Origin of the sequence: Nocardioides sp., from assembly GCF_041913365.1 — a bacterium.
In the GTDB taxonomy this organism is placed as follows: domain Bacteria; phylum Actinomycetota; class Actinomycetes; order Propionibacteriales; family Nocardioidaceae; genus Nocardioides.
In genome coordinates, this window is the sequence record NZ_JAYSFM010000001.1 from 217,361 (window position 1) to 230,495 (window position 13,135).

Annotated in this window: 15 protein-coding genes; 5 read left to right on the top strand and 10 right to left on the bottom strand. The window is 71.4% G+C overall.

Annotation, left to right across the window (positions count from 1 at the left end; all coding sequences use genetic code 11):
• Complete coding sequence (locus ACE3QY_RS01100; protein WP_374454158.1) at positions 1 to 492, bottom strand: hypothetical protein; 492 nt, start codon at positions 490 to 492, stop codon at positions 1 to 3.
• Between the two features lie 300 nt (positions 493 to 792).
• Here ACE3QY_RS01100 and ACE3QY_RS01105 point away from each other — a divergent pair, with 300 nt between their 5' ends.
• Entirely contained in the window at positions 793 to 1,260 is a 468-nt protein-coding gene (locus ACE3QY_RS01105; RefSeq protein WP_374454159.1) for a DUF2087 domain-containing protein, read from the top strand.
• A gap of 17 nt (positions 1,261 to 1,277) precedes the next feature.
• Positions 1,278 to 1,643, top strand: a complete 366-nt coding sequence (locus tag ACE3QY_RS01110; RefSeq protein ID WP_374454160.1) for a UBP-type zinc finger domain-containing protein — start codon at positions 1,278 to 1,280, stop codon at positions 1,641 to 1,643.
• A 6-nt stretch (positions 1,644 to 1,649) separates the two neighbouring features.
• Here the strand turns inward: ACE3QY_RS01110 and ACE3QY_RS01115 are convergent, their stop codons facing one another.
• Positions 1,650 to 2,429, bottom strand: coding sequence for a hypothetical protein (locus ACE3QY_RS01115; RefSeq protein ID WP_374454161.1), 780 nt, complete (start codon positions 2,427 to 2,429; stop codon positions 1,650 to 1,652).
• 214 nt (positions 2,430 to 2,643) lie between these two features.
• Between ACE3QY_RS01115 and ACE3QY_RS01120 the strand changes: the two genes are divergently transcribed.
• Together ACE3QY_RS01120 and ACE3QY_RS01125 are read left to right on the top strand one after the other, a co-directional pair.
• The gene (locus ACE3QY_RS01120) at positions 2,644 to 3,465 is read left to right on the top strand and encodes a glycerophosphodiester phosphodiesterase family protein (protein ID WP_374454162.1); all 822 of its coding nucleotides are present in this window, start codon (positions 2,644 to 2,646) and stop codon (positions 3,463 to 3,465) included.
• Between the two features lie 10 nt (positions 3,466 to 3,475).
• Positions 3,476 to 4,405 carry a DUF5926 family protein gene (locus ACE3QY_RS01125; protein WP_374454163.1) on the top strand — a complete coding sequence of 310 codons (930 nt, stop codon included), beginning with the start codon at positions 3,476 to 3,478 and terminating at the stop codon, positions 4,403 to 4,405.
• A 127-nt stretch (positions 4,406 to 4,532) separates the two neighbouring features.
• Here the strand turns inward: ACE3QY_RS01125 and ACE3QY_RS01130 are convergent, their stop codons facing one another.
• The 7 genes from ACE3QY_RS01130 to ACE3QY_RS01160 all read right to left on the bottom strand — a co-directional run bounded on the left by ACE3QY_RS01130 (position 4,533) and on the right by ACE3QY_RS01160 (position 11,039).
• Positions 4,533 to 5,573 (bottom strand): adenylate/guanylate cyclase domain-containing protein, encoded by a 1,041-nt coding sequence (locus ACE3QY_RS01130; protein ID WP_374454164.1) that lies wholly within the window; start codon positions 5,571 to 5,573, stop codon positions 4,533 to 4,535.
• 7 nt (positions 5,574 to 5,580) lie between these two features.
• Positions 5,581 to 5,955 (bottom strand): cyclic nucleotide-binding domain-containing protein, encoded by a 375-nt coding sequence (locus ACE3QY_RS01135; protein ID WP_374454165.1) that lies wholly within the window; start codon positions 5,953 to 5,955, stop codon positions 5,581 to 5,583.
• Between the two features lie 67 nt (positions 5,956 to 6,022).
• Positions 6,023 to 7,249, bottom strand: a complete 1,227-nt coding sequence (locus ACE3QY_RS01140; RefSeq protein WP_374454166.1) for an arginine deiminase — start codon at positions 7,247 to 7,249, stop codon at positions 6,023 to 6,025.
• A gap of 101 nt (positions 7,250 to 7,350) precedes the next feature.
• Entirely contained in the window at positions 7,351 to 8,277 is a 927-nt protein-coding gene (locus ACE3QY_RS01145; protein ID WP_374454167.1) for a hypothetical protein, read from the bottom strand.
• A gap of 163 nt (positions 8,278 to 8,440) precedes the next feature.
• Positions 8,441 to 9,577, bottom strand: coding sequence for a GNAT family N-acetyltransferase (locus ACE3QY_RS01150; protein WP_374454168.1), 1,137 nt, complete (start codon positions 9,575 to 9,577; stop codon positions 8,441 to 8,443).
• Positions 9,559 to 10,164 carry a TMEM165/GDT1 family protein gene (locus ACE3QY_RS01155; RefSeq protein ID WP_374454169.1) on the bottom strand — a complete coding sequence of 202 codons (606 nt, stop codon included), beginning with the start codon at positions 10,162 to 10,164 and terminating at the stop codon, positions 9,559 to 9,561. Before ACE3QY_RS01155 ends, ACE3QY_RS01150 begins: the two co-directional genes overlap by 19 nt.
• Before the next feature lie 14 nt (positions 10,165 to 10,178).
• The gene (locus tag ACE3QY_RS01160; protein ID WP_374454170.1) at positions 10,179 to 11,039 is read right to left on the bottom strand and encodes a prephenate dehydratase; all 861 of its coding nucleotides are present in this window, start codon (positions 11,037 to 11,039) and stop codon (positions 10,179 to 10,181) included.
• A 68-nt stretch (positions 11,040 to 11,107) separates the two neighbouring features.
• Here ACE3QY_RS01160 and ACE3QY_RS01165 point away from each other — a divergent pair, with 68 nt between their 5' ends.
• Positions 11,108 to 11,500, top strand: coding sequence for a DUF4446 family protein (locus ACE3QY_RS01165; protein WP_374454171.1), 393 nt, complete (start codon positions 11,108 to 11,110; stop codon positions 11,498 to 11,500).
• Positions 11,501 to 11,508: 8 nt separating this feature from the next.
• Here the strand turns inward: ACE3QY_RS01165 and ACE3QY_RS01170 are convergent, their stop codons facing one another.
• Positions 11,509 to 13,083, bottom strand: a complete 1,575-nt coding sequence (locus ACE3QY_RS01170; RefSeq protein ID WP_374454172.1) for a YegS/Rv2252/BmrU family lipid kinase — start codon at positions 13,081 to 13,083, stop codon at positions 11,509 to 11,511.
• Positions 13,084 to 13,135 lie beyond the last annotated feature (52 nt).

A 13,135-nucleotide genomic window follows, 5' to 3' on the forward strand; every position in this document is an offset into this window, starting at 1 on the left:
TCAGCAGCCGCAGGTGTAGTACGTGATGTCCCAGTGGTTGCTCTCGCGGGCGTAGACGTTGCCCGACGGGGCCGTGTAGAGCGCGGCGCCGTCGCTGCGGGTGCCGGAGTAGGAGTAGTGGCTGGTGATGTAGCTGGACACGCAGCTCGTGGGGCTGACGTCGACCTTGTAGCCGTTCCAGTGGCTGTAGGTGCCGGACGCGTGCCCGGTCTCGGTGCCGCCGGTGATGGTGATCGCGCAGCCGCTGATCGACTTGAAGGTCTTGATCCCGCTGACGGTCTCCTGGTTGATCTGCTCGTAGGACGTGCAGGTCGACACGTTGCGGTTGGTGCAGCCGCCGCTGGAGACCCGGCTGATCCCGACCGCCGACAGCTGGCTGGCGGCCTGCGCGTCGGTCAGCTTGGTGACCGCGTGGGAAGGGCTGGCGAGGCCGGCGACCGCGATGAGCGAGCCGAGGATCGCGAGCAGGGTCCTGCTGATGGTGCTGTGCATGGGGCATGACTCCCTTGTCGTGGCGAGACCCCCGATGGCCTCGTCGCTCCCTCCACCCGAACCGATGCCGTCCGCCCGGGTCAACCCCGCGCGGGTGGACCGTCAAAGACTTTGCCCTGGGCGTTGAGTCTCTGGGAGACTCAACGCCCAGGGCGTCGTCCAACGCCCAGCCCACGCGTCGGCCCCAGTCCGTGCGAGGCGGCGAAGGGGAGCAGATCCTCGGACGGATCCATGAGTCGCACCGTCGAACGCCCGCTGCAGCGGCGTACTGGGGACGCAGCGCAGCCGAGGTGATCACGAGTGACCAGGGACAGTGACTTCAAGAAGGTCGTGCGAGCGCGCATGGCCGAGACCGGCGAGAGCTACACGGTCGCCCGGACGGCCGTGCAGGCGAGTGCCGGCCCGCAGGAGGCGGCGTACGACGCTGCGCGCGCGGAGCAGGAGCGGCTGGTGGGCCGGCTCTTCACCGGCGGGCGCATCGAGCGGGTGCCGGCCAGGCGGAAGGTGCGCGCGGCCGTGCTGCTCGAGGTGGTGAGCCGGTTCGAGCCGGGGCGGGAGTACTCCGAGAAGGAGGTCAACGAGGTGCTTCTCGGCGTGCACGAGGACTTCGCCTACCTGCGCCGCGAGCTGGTGAACTACCACTACCTCGAGCGCGAGGCGGGCCGCTACCGGACCGCCGCGCAGGCGCCCGTGCGGTCGGCCGTCGAGCAGCAGGAGATCCCCGCCTGGGAGGCGCACTGGCTGCCGGCCTTCCTCGCGGCCCGCTGACAGGGCAGGGTGGGGTCATGACCGATGCGACCCCCGACCCCGTGCCTGCCGGCATCGACCCCGAGGCGGCGCCGTCCGGACCCGGGTGCCTGGAGTGCGACGAGGCGGGTGGCTGGTGGGTGCACCTGCGCCGGTGCGCGCAGTGCGGCCACGTGGGGTGCTGCGACAGCAGCCCGGCGCAGCACGCCACGGCGCACTTCCACGCCACCGGGCACCCGGTGATGCAGAGCTTCGAGCCGGGCGAGGACTGGTTCTGGGACTTCAGCCGGTCAGTCGGCGTGCTCGGTCCGCGGCTCGCCGACCCGCAGCACCACCCCGTGGACCAGCCGACCCCCGGCCCCACGGGCCGGGTGCCCGACGACTGGCGCGACCACGTCCACTGACGGGTGTCAGCAGCCCGCGGCGTTGAACGTGAAGTCGCTGAGGAAGATGCGCTGGTTGCCGTCGCCCGAGTTGTTCCAGAACGTCAGGATGATCGGGCTGTTCGCTGCGATCGTCCCGGCGTAGGTGACCGTCAGGTTGCGCGACCCCGAGTCGTTGTCGGCGTTGCCGCCGTCGTCGGGCCGCCAGGCGTCGTTGCTGTTGCCCGGGCCGTTCGTGCCGTCACCGTTGATATTGGGGCCGGCGTAGGTGCGGCTGCCGGTCAGCTCGACGCGGTCGCTCCAGTCGCCGCTCTGCCGGTCGATGTCGGTGATCGTGAAGCTGAGGCCCGTGACCGCCCGGTCGAACGAGATCGACACCTCCTGGCGGTTGGCGCGCCCGGAGGAGATCGGGGCCAGGTGGGAGACGTTGAGGCCCGCGCCCTGTCCCAGGCCGCCGACGTTGTTGGCGGCGGGCGACAACGCGTTGGACACCTTGAGGTTGTCCCCGTCGCGCTGCATGGTGCCGTACATCTGGCTCCGGAACGTCACCGCGATGGGTGCCGACCCCGCGGGGCCGGTGATGGTGGCGACGCCCGTCTGGATCCCGCCGCTGGTCGTGGCCGCCGGGTAGGAGGTCGAGAACGTGTCGGTGGTGTTGTCGTTGCTCCAGTCGAGCCGCCACGTGTAGGTGGTGCTCCCGCACGAGGCCGCGAAGGCCGGCGCGCCGACGGTCGCCGCCACGACCGGCACCGTCCAGGCGGCGGTCCGCACCACGTTGCGGCGCGAGGGCAGCGTGACGTCACTCATCGAGATCCTCATCCCTGAGGCGTCCTGGCGTGTCCCCACGCGCGTGTCGAGCACCTCACCGCGACCGTAGGTGGCCACTACACCCCGCCCGGAGGCTTGGGGATTCCTTCGACCAACGTTGAGGATCCTCCCCAGATTCGGGGATGACAGGTCCAGACCAGTGCTGCTCGGTGGGATCCCGTGCGCGGGGCGGGCGACGTGCCATGCTCGACCCATGCGTCGTACGCCGCGCATCCGCCGCGCCCGTCAGACCCGCACCCGGCCGCAGGTCGTCGCCCACCGCGGCAGCAGCCACGACACGGCCGAGCACACCCTGGCGGCGTACGTGAAGGCGCTCAACGAAGGCGCCGAGGCGCTGGAGTGCGACGTCCGGCTCACCGCCGACGGTCACCTGGTCTGCGTGCACGACCGCAACCTGCGCCGCACCGCCGCGAGCGCCGGGATCGTCTCGACGATGAACCTCGCCGAGCTCGACGAGCTCGACTTCGCCTCGTGGAAGAACCCGTGGTCCGAGCTCGACGACGAGGCCCCCGAGCGCGACCCGGAGCACGGCAAGGTGCTGACCCTGCGCAAGCTGCTCTCGACCGTCGCCGACTACGACCGTCCCGTCGAGCTCGCGATCGAGACCAAGCACCCGACGCGGTACGGCGGCCTGGTGGAGCGGCGGCTGGTCGACACCCTCGGCGACTTCGGGTGGGACCGGTCCGGGTCCCCCGTCCGGGTCATGAGCTTCTCCCTCAACGCGATGAACCGGGTGCGCCGGCTGGCCCCCGAGCTCGACGTGGTGATGCTGGTGGAGAAGGCGCACCACTGGCCAGTGCTCCGTCCCGTCGTCCCCGACGGCTGGATCATCGGTCCAGGGATCGAGGAGCTGCGCGACCACCCCGGCCTCGGCCGGCACCTGGTCAAGGAGAGCCGGGAGATCCACGTCTGGACGGTCAACACCGCCGAGGACCTCCAGCTCTGCCTCGACCTCGGCGTCACCGCGGTCATCAGCGACCGCCCGGCCTACATGCTGGAGCTGCTCGACGGCTAGGTTTCCGGGTATGGCCAAGAAGTCCCGCAACAAGTCCCAGCCCGCAGCCGCCCCTGGCGAGGTCGGACCCCGCCAGCCCTGCCCCTGCGGCTCGGGCAAGCGCTACAAGGCCTGCCACGGCGCGGCCGGTGGCGCCGCCCCGACGTTCGTGGCCCGTCCCTTCGAGGGGATGCCGAGTGAGTGCGACGTGATCGCGCTGCGCGAGCTGGTCCCCGCCGCGACCGCCCCGCTGACGCTCACGGAGGGCTCGCGCACGGTCCGGCTCGCCACCCTCCTCCCCGGCGCCGCGCCCGCGATGGTCCGCGACTCCGGCGACATCTGGCTCGGGCTCCAGGTGCAGCACTCCTACGGCAACCCCGCACGCGACCTCGGCGCGGTCCTCGAGGCGGCCCTGGCCACCGAGGAGCCGGGCATCGTCGGCCTGCCCAGCGCGCCGGGCGAGGGCCCGAGCCTGCAGGACCTGATCAGCGACACGACCCTCGACATCACCGTCCACGACGGCTTCGAGTACTGGATCGACGACATCCCCGACCGCGACGCCAGCATGGAGGCGGCGCTCGAGCAGGCCAACAGCGGCGTGATGCCCACCGTGCGGCTCGAGTCCGTCGAGGCGGCGTACTGGACCAACGTGGGCACCAAGGAGCACCTGCGCTGGGTGATGCCGCACCAGGAGGACCAACTCCTCGACGCGCTGGCCCGCCTGCACGCCGCCGGGAAGGACTCAGTCGCCGAGGGATCGCGGTTCGTTGGCATGTTCCGCGCCCACGGCCTGCTGGCTCCGGTCTGGGACCTGCCGCTCGGCACGGGCGCCGAGGTCCTGGAGGGTCCGGCGAAGGCGTTCGCCGCCGACCTCGAGGAGGCGATGAAGGGCGGCGAGCTCACCGCCGCGGAGCGCTCCGCCCGCGCCGGGCTCGCCAACCGGCAGGTGACGATCCGGTAAGGAACGGGCTACGTTCGTTCCACGAGGCGAACACAACGTCCGGGACTGTTGTGCGCGCGCTCACGAGCGGAGTAGATTGATGTTCGCCCGGTCGTTGTTGTTTCCCCCGTCAACAACGACCGGGCTTTCACATGTCCGGGTCCCGGTCCTCGTCGCGGGACGGTCTGACCCGCCACGCCTCGAGGTGGTGGAAACCTTTCGCCGAGACGCGCCTCAGACGACGCCAGCGCCACGCGCCGTCGTCGTCCTCCCGTGCCGTGAGCGCCTCGTGGACCCCGGCATCGACGAGCACGGTGCCCGGCCGGGCGGCTGACGTCAGCCTCGAGGCGGCGTTGACCGTGGAGCCGAACACGTCACCGAGGCGGCGTACGACGGCACCGTGGGCGATGCCGGCCCGCACCCGCGGGAAGGGGTCCTCGTCGTCGTCGCCGCGCGCGGTGAGGGTGTGGGCGATGGTGACCGCCGCCGCCGGGTCGGCGACGGTGAAGAGCACCTCGTCGCCGATGGTCTTGATGACCTGGCCGCCGTGGTCGACGACGAGCGTGGTGGTGTCCTGCTCGAAGCGGTCGACCCACTCGACGAGCGCGGCGCCGTCGAGGCTGCGGCTCTGGGTGGTGTAGCCGACGATGTCGACGAAGCACACCGACAGCCGGGTCTCGGTCTGGGCGAGGGCCGTGGTGTCCTCGAGCAGGTGCTGGGCGGCGCTGGCGAGGTGGCGGCGCCAGACGTAGGTCTGCAGCGCCTCGACGCGCGGGAGCACGTCGCCGGCGAGCGTGGTGAGCTGCGCGGCGGGGTCGTCGCCCTCGACGGCGAGACCTGCCAGGAGGGTGGTCTGCCACTCCGCGAGGCGGGCGTAGCTGCGGCCCCACGTGCGCACCAGCGCCGCCTGCGACTCGGGCGGCAGGATGCCCAGCTCGACCAGGTCGGCGCTGAGCCGGAGCGCCTCGACGTCGCTCTCGGCGAAGGCGACGTCGTCGTCGTCGCGGTGGGGGAAGCCGAGCTGGTGCCAGAGGGTGACGGCGACGTCGAGGGGTACGCCGGCGCGCTCGGCGACCTGGACTCGGGTCAGGCTGGGTGCCTCGCCGAGCAGGAAGGACTCCATGACGTCGCCCAGGTCGGGCGGCAGCCGCGGCGGCTCCGGCAGCGGCGGCCCGGACTCGATCGCCACGGTGGGATCAGCCCCGCTCGAGCCGCTCGGCCGCTGCGGCGCGGAGCGCGTCGCCGAAGGCCGGGATGTCCTCGGCGAGCTGCTGGATCCGCTCGCTGGTGAAGTGGACGACCTTGAGCGGGGTGAGCGCCACGATGGTGGCCGAGCGCAGCGTCTTGTTGACGATGGCGGTCTCGCCGACGACCGCTCCCGGGCCGAGCGTGGCCACCTCGGTGCCGCCCTTGCGGACCGACACCTCGCCCTCGGTGATGAGGTAGGCCTTGTCGGCGGGCGTGCTCTCCGCGATGGGCGACCATCCCTGCGGGAGGGTCAGCGCGTTTCCGGCGGCCAGGACCCGCTGGGCGTCCGTGGGGTCCAGGGCGTCGAGGATCGATGAGGTCATGCCGTCTCAACGAGCCAGCCGGACGAACGTGATGCCTTTTCGGTCAACAGTTGTGCACTGAGCGTGCTCAGTCCACGGAGAGCGGCTCCCGGGCGATCGGGCAGCTCATGCAGCGCGGGCCACCGCGTCCCGAGCCGAGCTCGGAGCCGGCGATCCGGACGACCTCGATGCCGGCGTCCTCGAGCCGGTCGTTGGTCTCGTCGTTGCGCTCGTAGGCGACCGCCACCCGCGGCGCGAGGGCCAGGGTGTTGTTGCCGTCGTCCCACTGCTCGCGCTCGGCGGTGACCGGGTCGAGGCCGGTGTCGATCTGGTGGAGCGTGTCGATCTGCATCGCCTTGGCCGCAGCGACCAGGAACGGCTCGGACTCGCTCACGCTCAGCGTCAGGTCGGACTCGTCCGAGCCCTGGTCGGCCAGCGTGACGGTGACGGCCCGCAGGGTGTCGGCGACGTTGGGGTACATCACGACCTTGTCGACGTCGACCATCGTGCACACGGTGTCGAGGTGCATCGTCGCCCGCTCCTGGGCGATCGGGACCGCGAGCACGGTGTGGGCGAGGTCGGCGTGGAAGACCTGGCGGGCCAGCCGCTCGACGCCGGCGGGCGTCGTACGCTCCCCGACGCCGACCGCGATCACGCCCGGCGCGAGCAGCAGGACGTCGCCGCCCTCGACGTGCTCGTTGTGCCAGCCGTGGATCTTGCGGGTGCCGGCGAAGCGCGGGTGCTCGGTGTAGATCAGCTCGGTCAGCTGGGTCTCGCGCTTGCGCGCGGGCATCGCGAGGCTGGTGACGGCCACCCGGTCGCGCACCCACACGCTGGAGTCGCGGGTGAACAGCAGGTTGGGAAGCGGGTCGATGAGGAAGTCGTGGGGGTGCAGCAGGCTGGTGACCAGGCCGTGGCCGCCCTTGACCTCGTCGTTGCGGATGCCGGCCGTGAGCACGTCGGTGAGCTCGGCCGGCGAGAGGTCGCGCAGCGCCGTCGCGAGGTAGTGCCGCATCGTGTCACCGAGGTGCAGGCCGGACAGCGCGCTGGTGATCGCGTGGTTGCGGGCGAGCTCGCTCTCGAGGGTCTCGGTGAGCAGCTCGGTCAGGTAGAGCACCTCGACGCCGCGGTTGCGCAGCGTCTCGGCGAAGGCGTCGTGCTCCTCCTGCGCCCGGTTGACCCACGGGATGCCGTCGAACAGTAACCGGTCGTTGTTGCGCGGCGTCAGGCGCTTGAGCTCGTTGCCGGGGCGGTGGAGCATCACGGTGGCCAGGCGGCCGACCTCGCTGTCCGCGCCATGGGGAGTGGAGACCATGGGCCGGACTCTATCGGTGCCAGCGCTGGACACGTGTCCGAGAAGTCGCCCTCCGTCTCCAGCCGCGGGGGCGACATCGCGGACACGTGTGGCGTACGACGTCAGGCCGCGTCGGAGAAGCCGGGGAAGTGCGGTCGCCAGTCGTCGCGCAGCCGGAGGGGCACGCCCGGCATCCCGCGAGCGAGCAGCACCCGGTGCACACGCTGGAGGGTGCGGAGCGGATGCTTGTAGATGCCGGCGCTGATCACGACGACCAGCCGCCAGTCGTCCTCGTCCATGTCCGCGCGACGCTCGAGGTCGTCCTCCCAGTTCTCCACCACCTCCGCGTGCAGCTTGCCGTTGAACTCCACCGCGACGCGTACGACGGGATAGCTGAGGTCGTACTTCCGGATCACCTCCCCGAGGTCGTCGCGGATCTCGAGGTTGACCGCGGGTTCGGGGAGCCCCGCGAGGACGAGGAGCATCCGCAGCCGGGTCTCCATCGGCGAGTCGACGCCGCGACGGACGAAACAAGCGGCGGTCAGCGCCTTCCTCCGGTCGCGGTGGCGGCTCGACTTGCAGGCCTTGACCAGCTGCTCGGGAGTGATCCCGCGGCGACGCACCAGCCAGTCGCCGACCACCACGAGGTCGACAAGGGTGAGCTGCCCGCTGAGCTCGATGAACATGGGTAGGTCGCCGGAGACCCGCATCCCTCTCTCGACGACAACGCCGGCGGGATCGCCCACGTGGCACCGGACGCCCTTGTGGTGGCGACGGAGCTTCTGGTGGGCGACGCTGACGTGCTCGTCGGCGATCGTCGGGATCGGCGCACCTTTCACCCGAGCCGCCGAGGCGTGGCTCGCCCACGCCTCCTCGCACTGGAGCACGAGCGCACCGCGGACGCGCTGGAGCGCGGTCGGCGGCGTGGTCGAGGCGACCAGCACGTTGCGGAACAGACGCCGGTAGCCAGGGCCACGCATCGCCTTCTCGGTGAGTCCGCCTGCCAGCCCGTCAGCACGCAGGAACGGTTGCGTCGGGTCGAAGGCCATGTGGCCAGCGTGGTCGACCGGCCCGTTGTCCCGCTGGGCTCGTCCACAGCCCGCCCGGGGCCGTACACGTGTCCGAGAAGCTGCCCCCGAACCTCGCGCGCGGGGGCAGGAACGCGGACACGTGTGGGGGCAGCGGGGGGAGCGCGAGCGTACGCCGGCTCGGTCAGGGCTGCTGGGCCAGCCACTCCTCGCGGAGGAGGGCGTACTCGTAGGAGTCGGTCCAGGTGCCCTTGGACCAGAAGTCGCCGCGGCGGTGGACCTCGCGGCGCATGCCGAGGCGCTCGCACAGCGCGGCGGAGCGGTCGTTGCGGGCGTCGAGGTTGGCGACGACCCGGCGCAGGCCGTAGTGCTCGAAGGCCAGCCGGAGCACCGCGCGCGCGGCCTCGGTGGCGTACCCCCTGCCGGCGTGCCGGGGCATCACGGTCCAGCCGATCTCGCCCTCGCTGAGGCCGGTGCCCTGGAGGATCAGGACCGAGTCGCCGACGACCTCGCCGTCGTGCTCGGCGACCAGGCCGATGAACGTCCCGTCGCCCGGCTCGGAGCGCCGGCGCACCATCTCCGCCACCTCGGCCGGGTTCATGGTGCCGCTGAGGAGCAGGCTCGTGTAGTCCTCGTCGGCCCACGCCTCGGTGAGGGCGGGCTCGTCCCCGGGCCGGAAGGGGCGCAGCAGCAGCCGCTCGGTGCGCAGCGGCCACACCGGCGCGACGGGGGTGAGGAACTCGCGGCGCGGCGCCTCGACCCAGGTCTCGCGCACCGTCGGCCCCCCGAAGCGCAGCCGGTCGTACGCCGTCATCGGCAGCAGGAACGACTCGAGGCCGGGCACCGCGAGGACGCCGTCGACGGCCTGCCCGAGCATGCCGCGACCGATCGGGTCGTGGGGGTCGCGGCGCAGGATCTCGACCGCGACCGACGCCTCGGCGACGCGCCTGGTCTTCATCCGGATCCGGACGGGCGAGACCTCCGTGAGGCAGACGTACTGGCCCGAGAGGTAGTGGCCCCACTCCTCCTCCGCGGTCGCGGGGTCGTCGGGCCAGAACGCGACGAACCAGTCGTGCAGCCGGTCGACCCCGCCGGCGATCTCCGCCAGTCTGCCGTGCTCGGCGGGCACCATCGGCGTCCCATCGGAGAGGAGGTACGACGGCAGCGGCAGGCGGCCCTCGAGCATCAGCGCCATCGCTTCGGGCGTGGCCTCCACGAAGTGCTCCCGGACGTAGACGTCGTCCGCCTCGCTCATCGGGTGGTCGCCGTTGACCTCGAGGTAGCGCCGGCGGACCTGGTCGATCAGCGTGTCATCTCCCACACGGTCAACCCTGCCATCAGCACGCAGACCGTCGCACCCAGGTAGTGGAGGACCGACAGCCGCACGCGCTGGAGCAGCAGCCGGCCGACGATCACGGCGAGGCCGGAGACCGTGAGCAGCGCGCCCCAGGCGCCGAGGAACACGGAGAAGGGGTCGTCGTACTTGGCGACGAGGGAGATGGTCAGCAGCTGCGACAGGTCGCCCCACTCGGCGGCGAACAGGACGAGGAACGAGGTGACCACGACCTTGACGCCGTGGGCGGCGGAGTCGGCCCTGGCGGCGTACTCCTCCTCCTGCCCGGCCTCGTCCTCGTCGGCCGAGCGGGCCTCGCGGAAGAGGATGACCGCGCCGATGACGAACATCAGCGCCGCCACGGTGTGGATCAGCTGCTCGGGCAGGAACGACGCGACCGTGCCGACGCCCACCGCGACGCCGGTCTGCACGAGGAACGCGAGCCCGACGCCGATCCAGACGAAGAGCGGGCGCATCTTCGTCGACATCACGAGGGTCGCGATGAAGGTCTTGTCGGGCAGCTCGACGACTAAGATGGCGCCGAAGGCGAGGGCCACGACCAGCAGATCGATCACGTGGCGAGTGTTTCCTACTCGGCGCGGAAGGCGTCGGCCGGGTAGACCCCGAGGACCTTCACCTCGGTGGTGAAGAACTCCAGCTCCTCCAGCGCGTTGCGGACCGGCGCGTCATCGGGGTGCCCGTCGACCTCGGCCAGGAACTGGGTCGCGGTGAAGTGCCCGTCGACCATGTAGCTCTCGAGCTTGGTCATGTTCACGCCGTTGGTCGCGAAGCCGCCGAGCGCCTTGTAGAGCGCGGCGGGCAGGTTGCGCACGTTGAAGATGAAGGTCGTGACGACCGGGCCGTTGCCGGAGGGGGCCTGCTCGAAGTCGCGGGAGAGCACCACGAAGCGGGTGGTGTTGTGGTCCTCGTCCTCGATCTCCTCGCGCAGCACCTGGAGGCCGTAGATCTCCGCGGCCAGCGGCGGCGCGATCGCGGCCTGGGTCGGGTCGCCGGACTCGGCCACCTCGCGGGCGGCGCCTGCGGTGTCGCCGGCCACGACGGGGGTCAGGCCGAGCTCGCGGATGACGCCGCGGCACTGGCCGAGCGCGTGGACGTGGCTGTGCACGGTCCGCAGCGAGTCGACGCTCGCCTCGGGCAGCGCCATCAGGGAGAACTGGATGCGCAGGAACCGCTCGCCCACGATGTGCAGCGACGAGGTCGGCAGGAAGTGGTGGATGTCGGCCACCCGGCCGGCGATCGAGTTGTCGATCGGGATCATCGCCAGGTCGGCGTCGCCGTTCTCCACCGAGGCGAAGGCGTCCTCGAACGACGCGCACGCCAGCGGCTCCCAGTCGGGGTAGGCCTGCTGGCAGACCAGGTGGGAGTTGGCTCCGGGCTCTCCCTGGTAGGCGATGCGGCGCGTGGCTCCGCCCGCAGATGGCTCTGTCACGCGGCGAGTCTTCCACGGCCGGCCGTGTCCGACCGGCCGTGACCAGTCGCCGAACATAGGGTCGCCCCATGCTCGATGTGGTCGCCGTCGTCCTCGCCGCCCTGGCCTGCGTGCTCGCCGCGCTCGCCCTCCGTCGTACGACGTCCCGCCCCGCCGGCGAGGGCGTCGACGCCCTGCCCGAGGACGTCCACGGCCTGCGGCAGGAGGTCGCGGCCCTCAAGGCGGAGAACGCCGACGCGCTGCGCCACCTCTCGGTCGTGCGCTACGACGCCTTCGGCGACGTGGGCGGCCACCTCAGCTGGAGCCTCGCCCTCCTCGACGACGCCGGCCACGGCGTCGTGCTGACGTCGATCCACGGCCGCAGCGAGGCCCGCACCTACGCCAAGTCGATCTCCTCCTGGTCCTGCGAGCAGCAGCTCTCGCCGGAGGAGGAGGAGGCGATCGAGCACGCCCGCCCCTGAGGGGCGCCTCAGCGCGGCACGCGCACCAGCAGCCGCCCGTGGACGCACTCCATCCGGAGCTCGCGGCCCTCGCCGATGGAGTCGCCGTCGAGCTGGCGGGGGGTGTCGGCGGAGGCCTTGATCCGGACCTTCGAGCCGGTGCGGCGGTCGAGCGTCTCGTCGACGATGGCGCTCTTGCGCAGCACCCGCAGCGCCACCGTGATCCACGACAGGAACTGCCGCGGGTGGATGATCACCACGTCGAGCACGCCGTCGTCGATGGCGGCGTCGGGCAGCAGCGGCATGCCGGCCTGGAGGAAGCCGACGTTGCCGACCACGACGGTGCGGGCCCGGTGGACGGTCGGCTGCTCGTCGTCGATCTGGATCTCGATCTTCACGGCCGGGAACATCAGCGACTTGAGCCCCGACAGGATGTAGGCCATCCAGCCGATCTTCTTCTTGATGTCCTCGTTGACGCCCTCCATGATCGCGGCGTCGAAGCCCATGCCGGCCATCACCATGAAGTGGGTGTCCTCGATGCCGTCGCCGCCGACCTCGACCAGGTCGATGGCCCGGTCCTGGCCGTTGAGCGCGACGTCGATGGCCGAGCGCAGGTAGAGCGGGATGTCGAGGTTGCGGGCGAGCAGGTTGCCGGTGCCGGCGGGGATGATCCCGACCGGGATGCCGGTGCCGGCGAGCTCGGCGCACACCTCGCGCACCGTGCCGTCTCCGCCGCAGACCATCACGAGATCGGCGCCCGAGACGGCGGCCTGCTCGGCCATGCCGGTGCCGGGGTCCTCGACGGTCGTGTACTGCCAGGTCGGCTCGGACCAGCCCGACTCCTTGGCCATGGTGCCGACGATCGACCGGAACTGCCCGACGTCGTCGACCTTGATCGGGTTGAGGATCACCGCGAGCTTGCGCTCGGAGGCGTAGACCTCCGGCAGTGGCTCGGCCTTCGCGGCGGTCGAGCGCGGCCGCGGGTCGATGAAGGCGAGCGCGAGCAGGAAGATGCCGAGGCCCAGCAGCGAGCCGGCGATGACGTCGGTGGGGAAGTGCCGCCCGAGCAGCACGCGGTCCAGGCACACCAGCAGCCACCACCCGACCGCCAGCACGATGCCGAGGCGGCGCAGGCTGGCGCGGCGTACGAAGAGGACGAGCAGCATCACCAGCAGGCAGGCGTACGCCGCTGTGGACGACGCGTGCCCCGACGGGAAGCTGTACGAGCTGAGCAGCCCGAGGTCGCCCTGCCACTCGGGCCGGTCCCGGCCCAGCCACACCTTGAGGCCGGAGGTCGCCAGCGACGTCGCCGTCATCACGACCGCGGCCAGCAGCGCGGCCCAGCGGTGGCGCCGCACGAAGAGCGCGACCACGAGGATGACCGACAGGATCGTCATGCCCGCAGTGCCGAAGGCGATCTCGACGGCCCGCAGCACGTCGATGAAGAAGGCGGAGTTGTCGGACCAGTCCTCGAGCTGCTTGCCGTTGACGTCGAACGAGTCGAGCGGAGCGCGGTCGCCGGTCACCAGGTAGCCGAGGACGGCGAAGACGGCCAGCGCGGCGATCGCCGAGGCGAGGCTGCGGGTGCGAGAGGCGGGGGTCACCCGCGAAGTATGCCCAAACCGAATCGCCCGCCCCACGCCCGTGCGGATAGCC

What these genes read in the sequence shown, in the direction of transcription:
- ACE3QY_RS01100 (WP_374454158.1), bottom strand. Translation starts at nt 492, where the DNA reads ATGCACAGCACCATCAGCAGGACCCTGCTCGCGATCCTCGGCTCGCTC.
- ACE3QY_RS01110 (WP_374454160.1), top strand. Translation starts at nt 1,278, where the DNA reads ATGACCGATGCGACCCCCGACCCCGTGCCTGCCGGCATCGACCCCGAG.
- ACE3QY_RS01115 (WP_374454161.1), bottom strand. Translation starts at nt 2,429, where the DNA reads ATGAGTGACGTCACGCTGCCCTCGCGCCGCAACGTGGTGCGGACCGCC.
- ACE3QY_RS01120 (WP_374454162.1), top strand. Translation starts at nt 2,644, where the DNA reads ATGCGTCGTACGCCGCGCATCCGCCGCGCCCGTCAGACCCGCACCCGG.
- ACE3QY_RS01125 (WP_374454163.1), top strand. Translation starts at nt 3,476, where the DNA reads ATGGCCAAGAAGTCCCGCAACAAGTCCCAGCCCGCAGCCGCCCCTGGC.
- ACE3QY_RS01135 (WP_374454165.1), bottom strand. Translation starts at nt 5,955, where the DNA reads ATGACCTCATCGATCCTCGACGCCCTGGACCCCACGGACGCCCAGCGG.
- ACE3QY_RS01140 (WP_374454166.1), bottom strand. Translation starts at nt 7,249, where the DNA reads ATGGTCTCCACTCCCCATGGCGCGGACAGCGAGGTCGGCCGCCTGGCC.
- ACE3QY_RS01145 (WP_374454167.1), bottom strand. Translation starts at nt 8,277, where the DNA reads ATGGCCTTCGACCCGACGCAACCGTTCCTGCGTGCTGACGGGCTGGCA.
- ACE3QY_RS01165 (WP_374454171.1), top strand. Translation starts at nt 11,108, where the DNA reads ATGCTCGATGTGGTCGCCGTCGTCCTCGCCGCCCTGGCCTGCGTGCTC.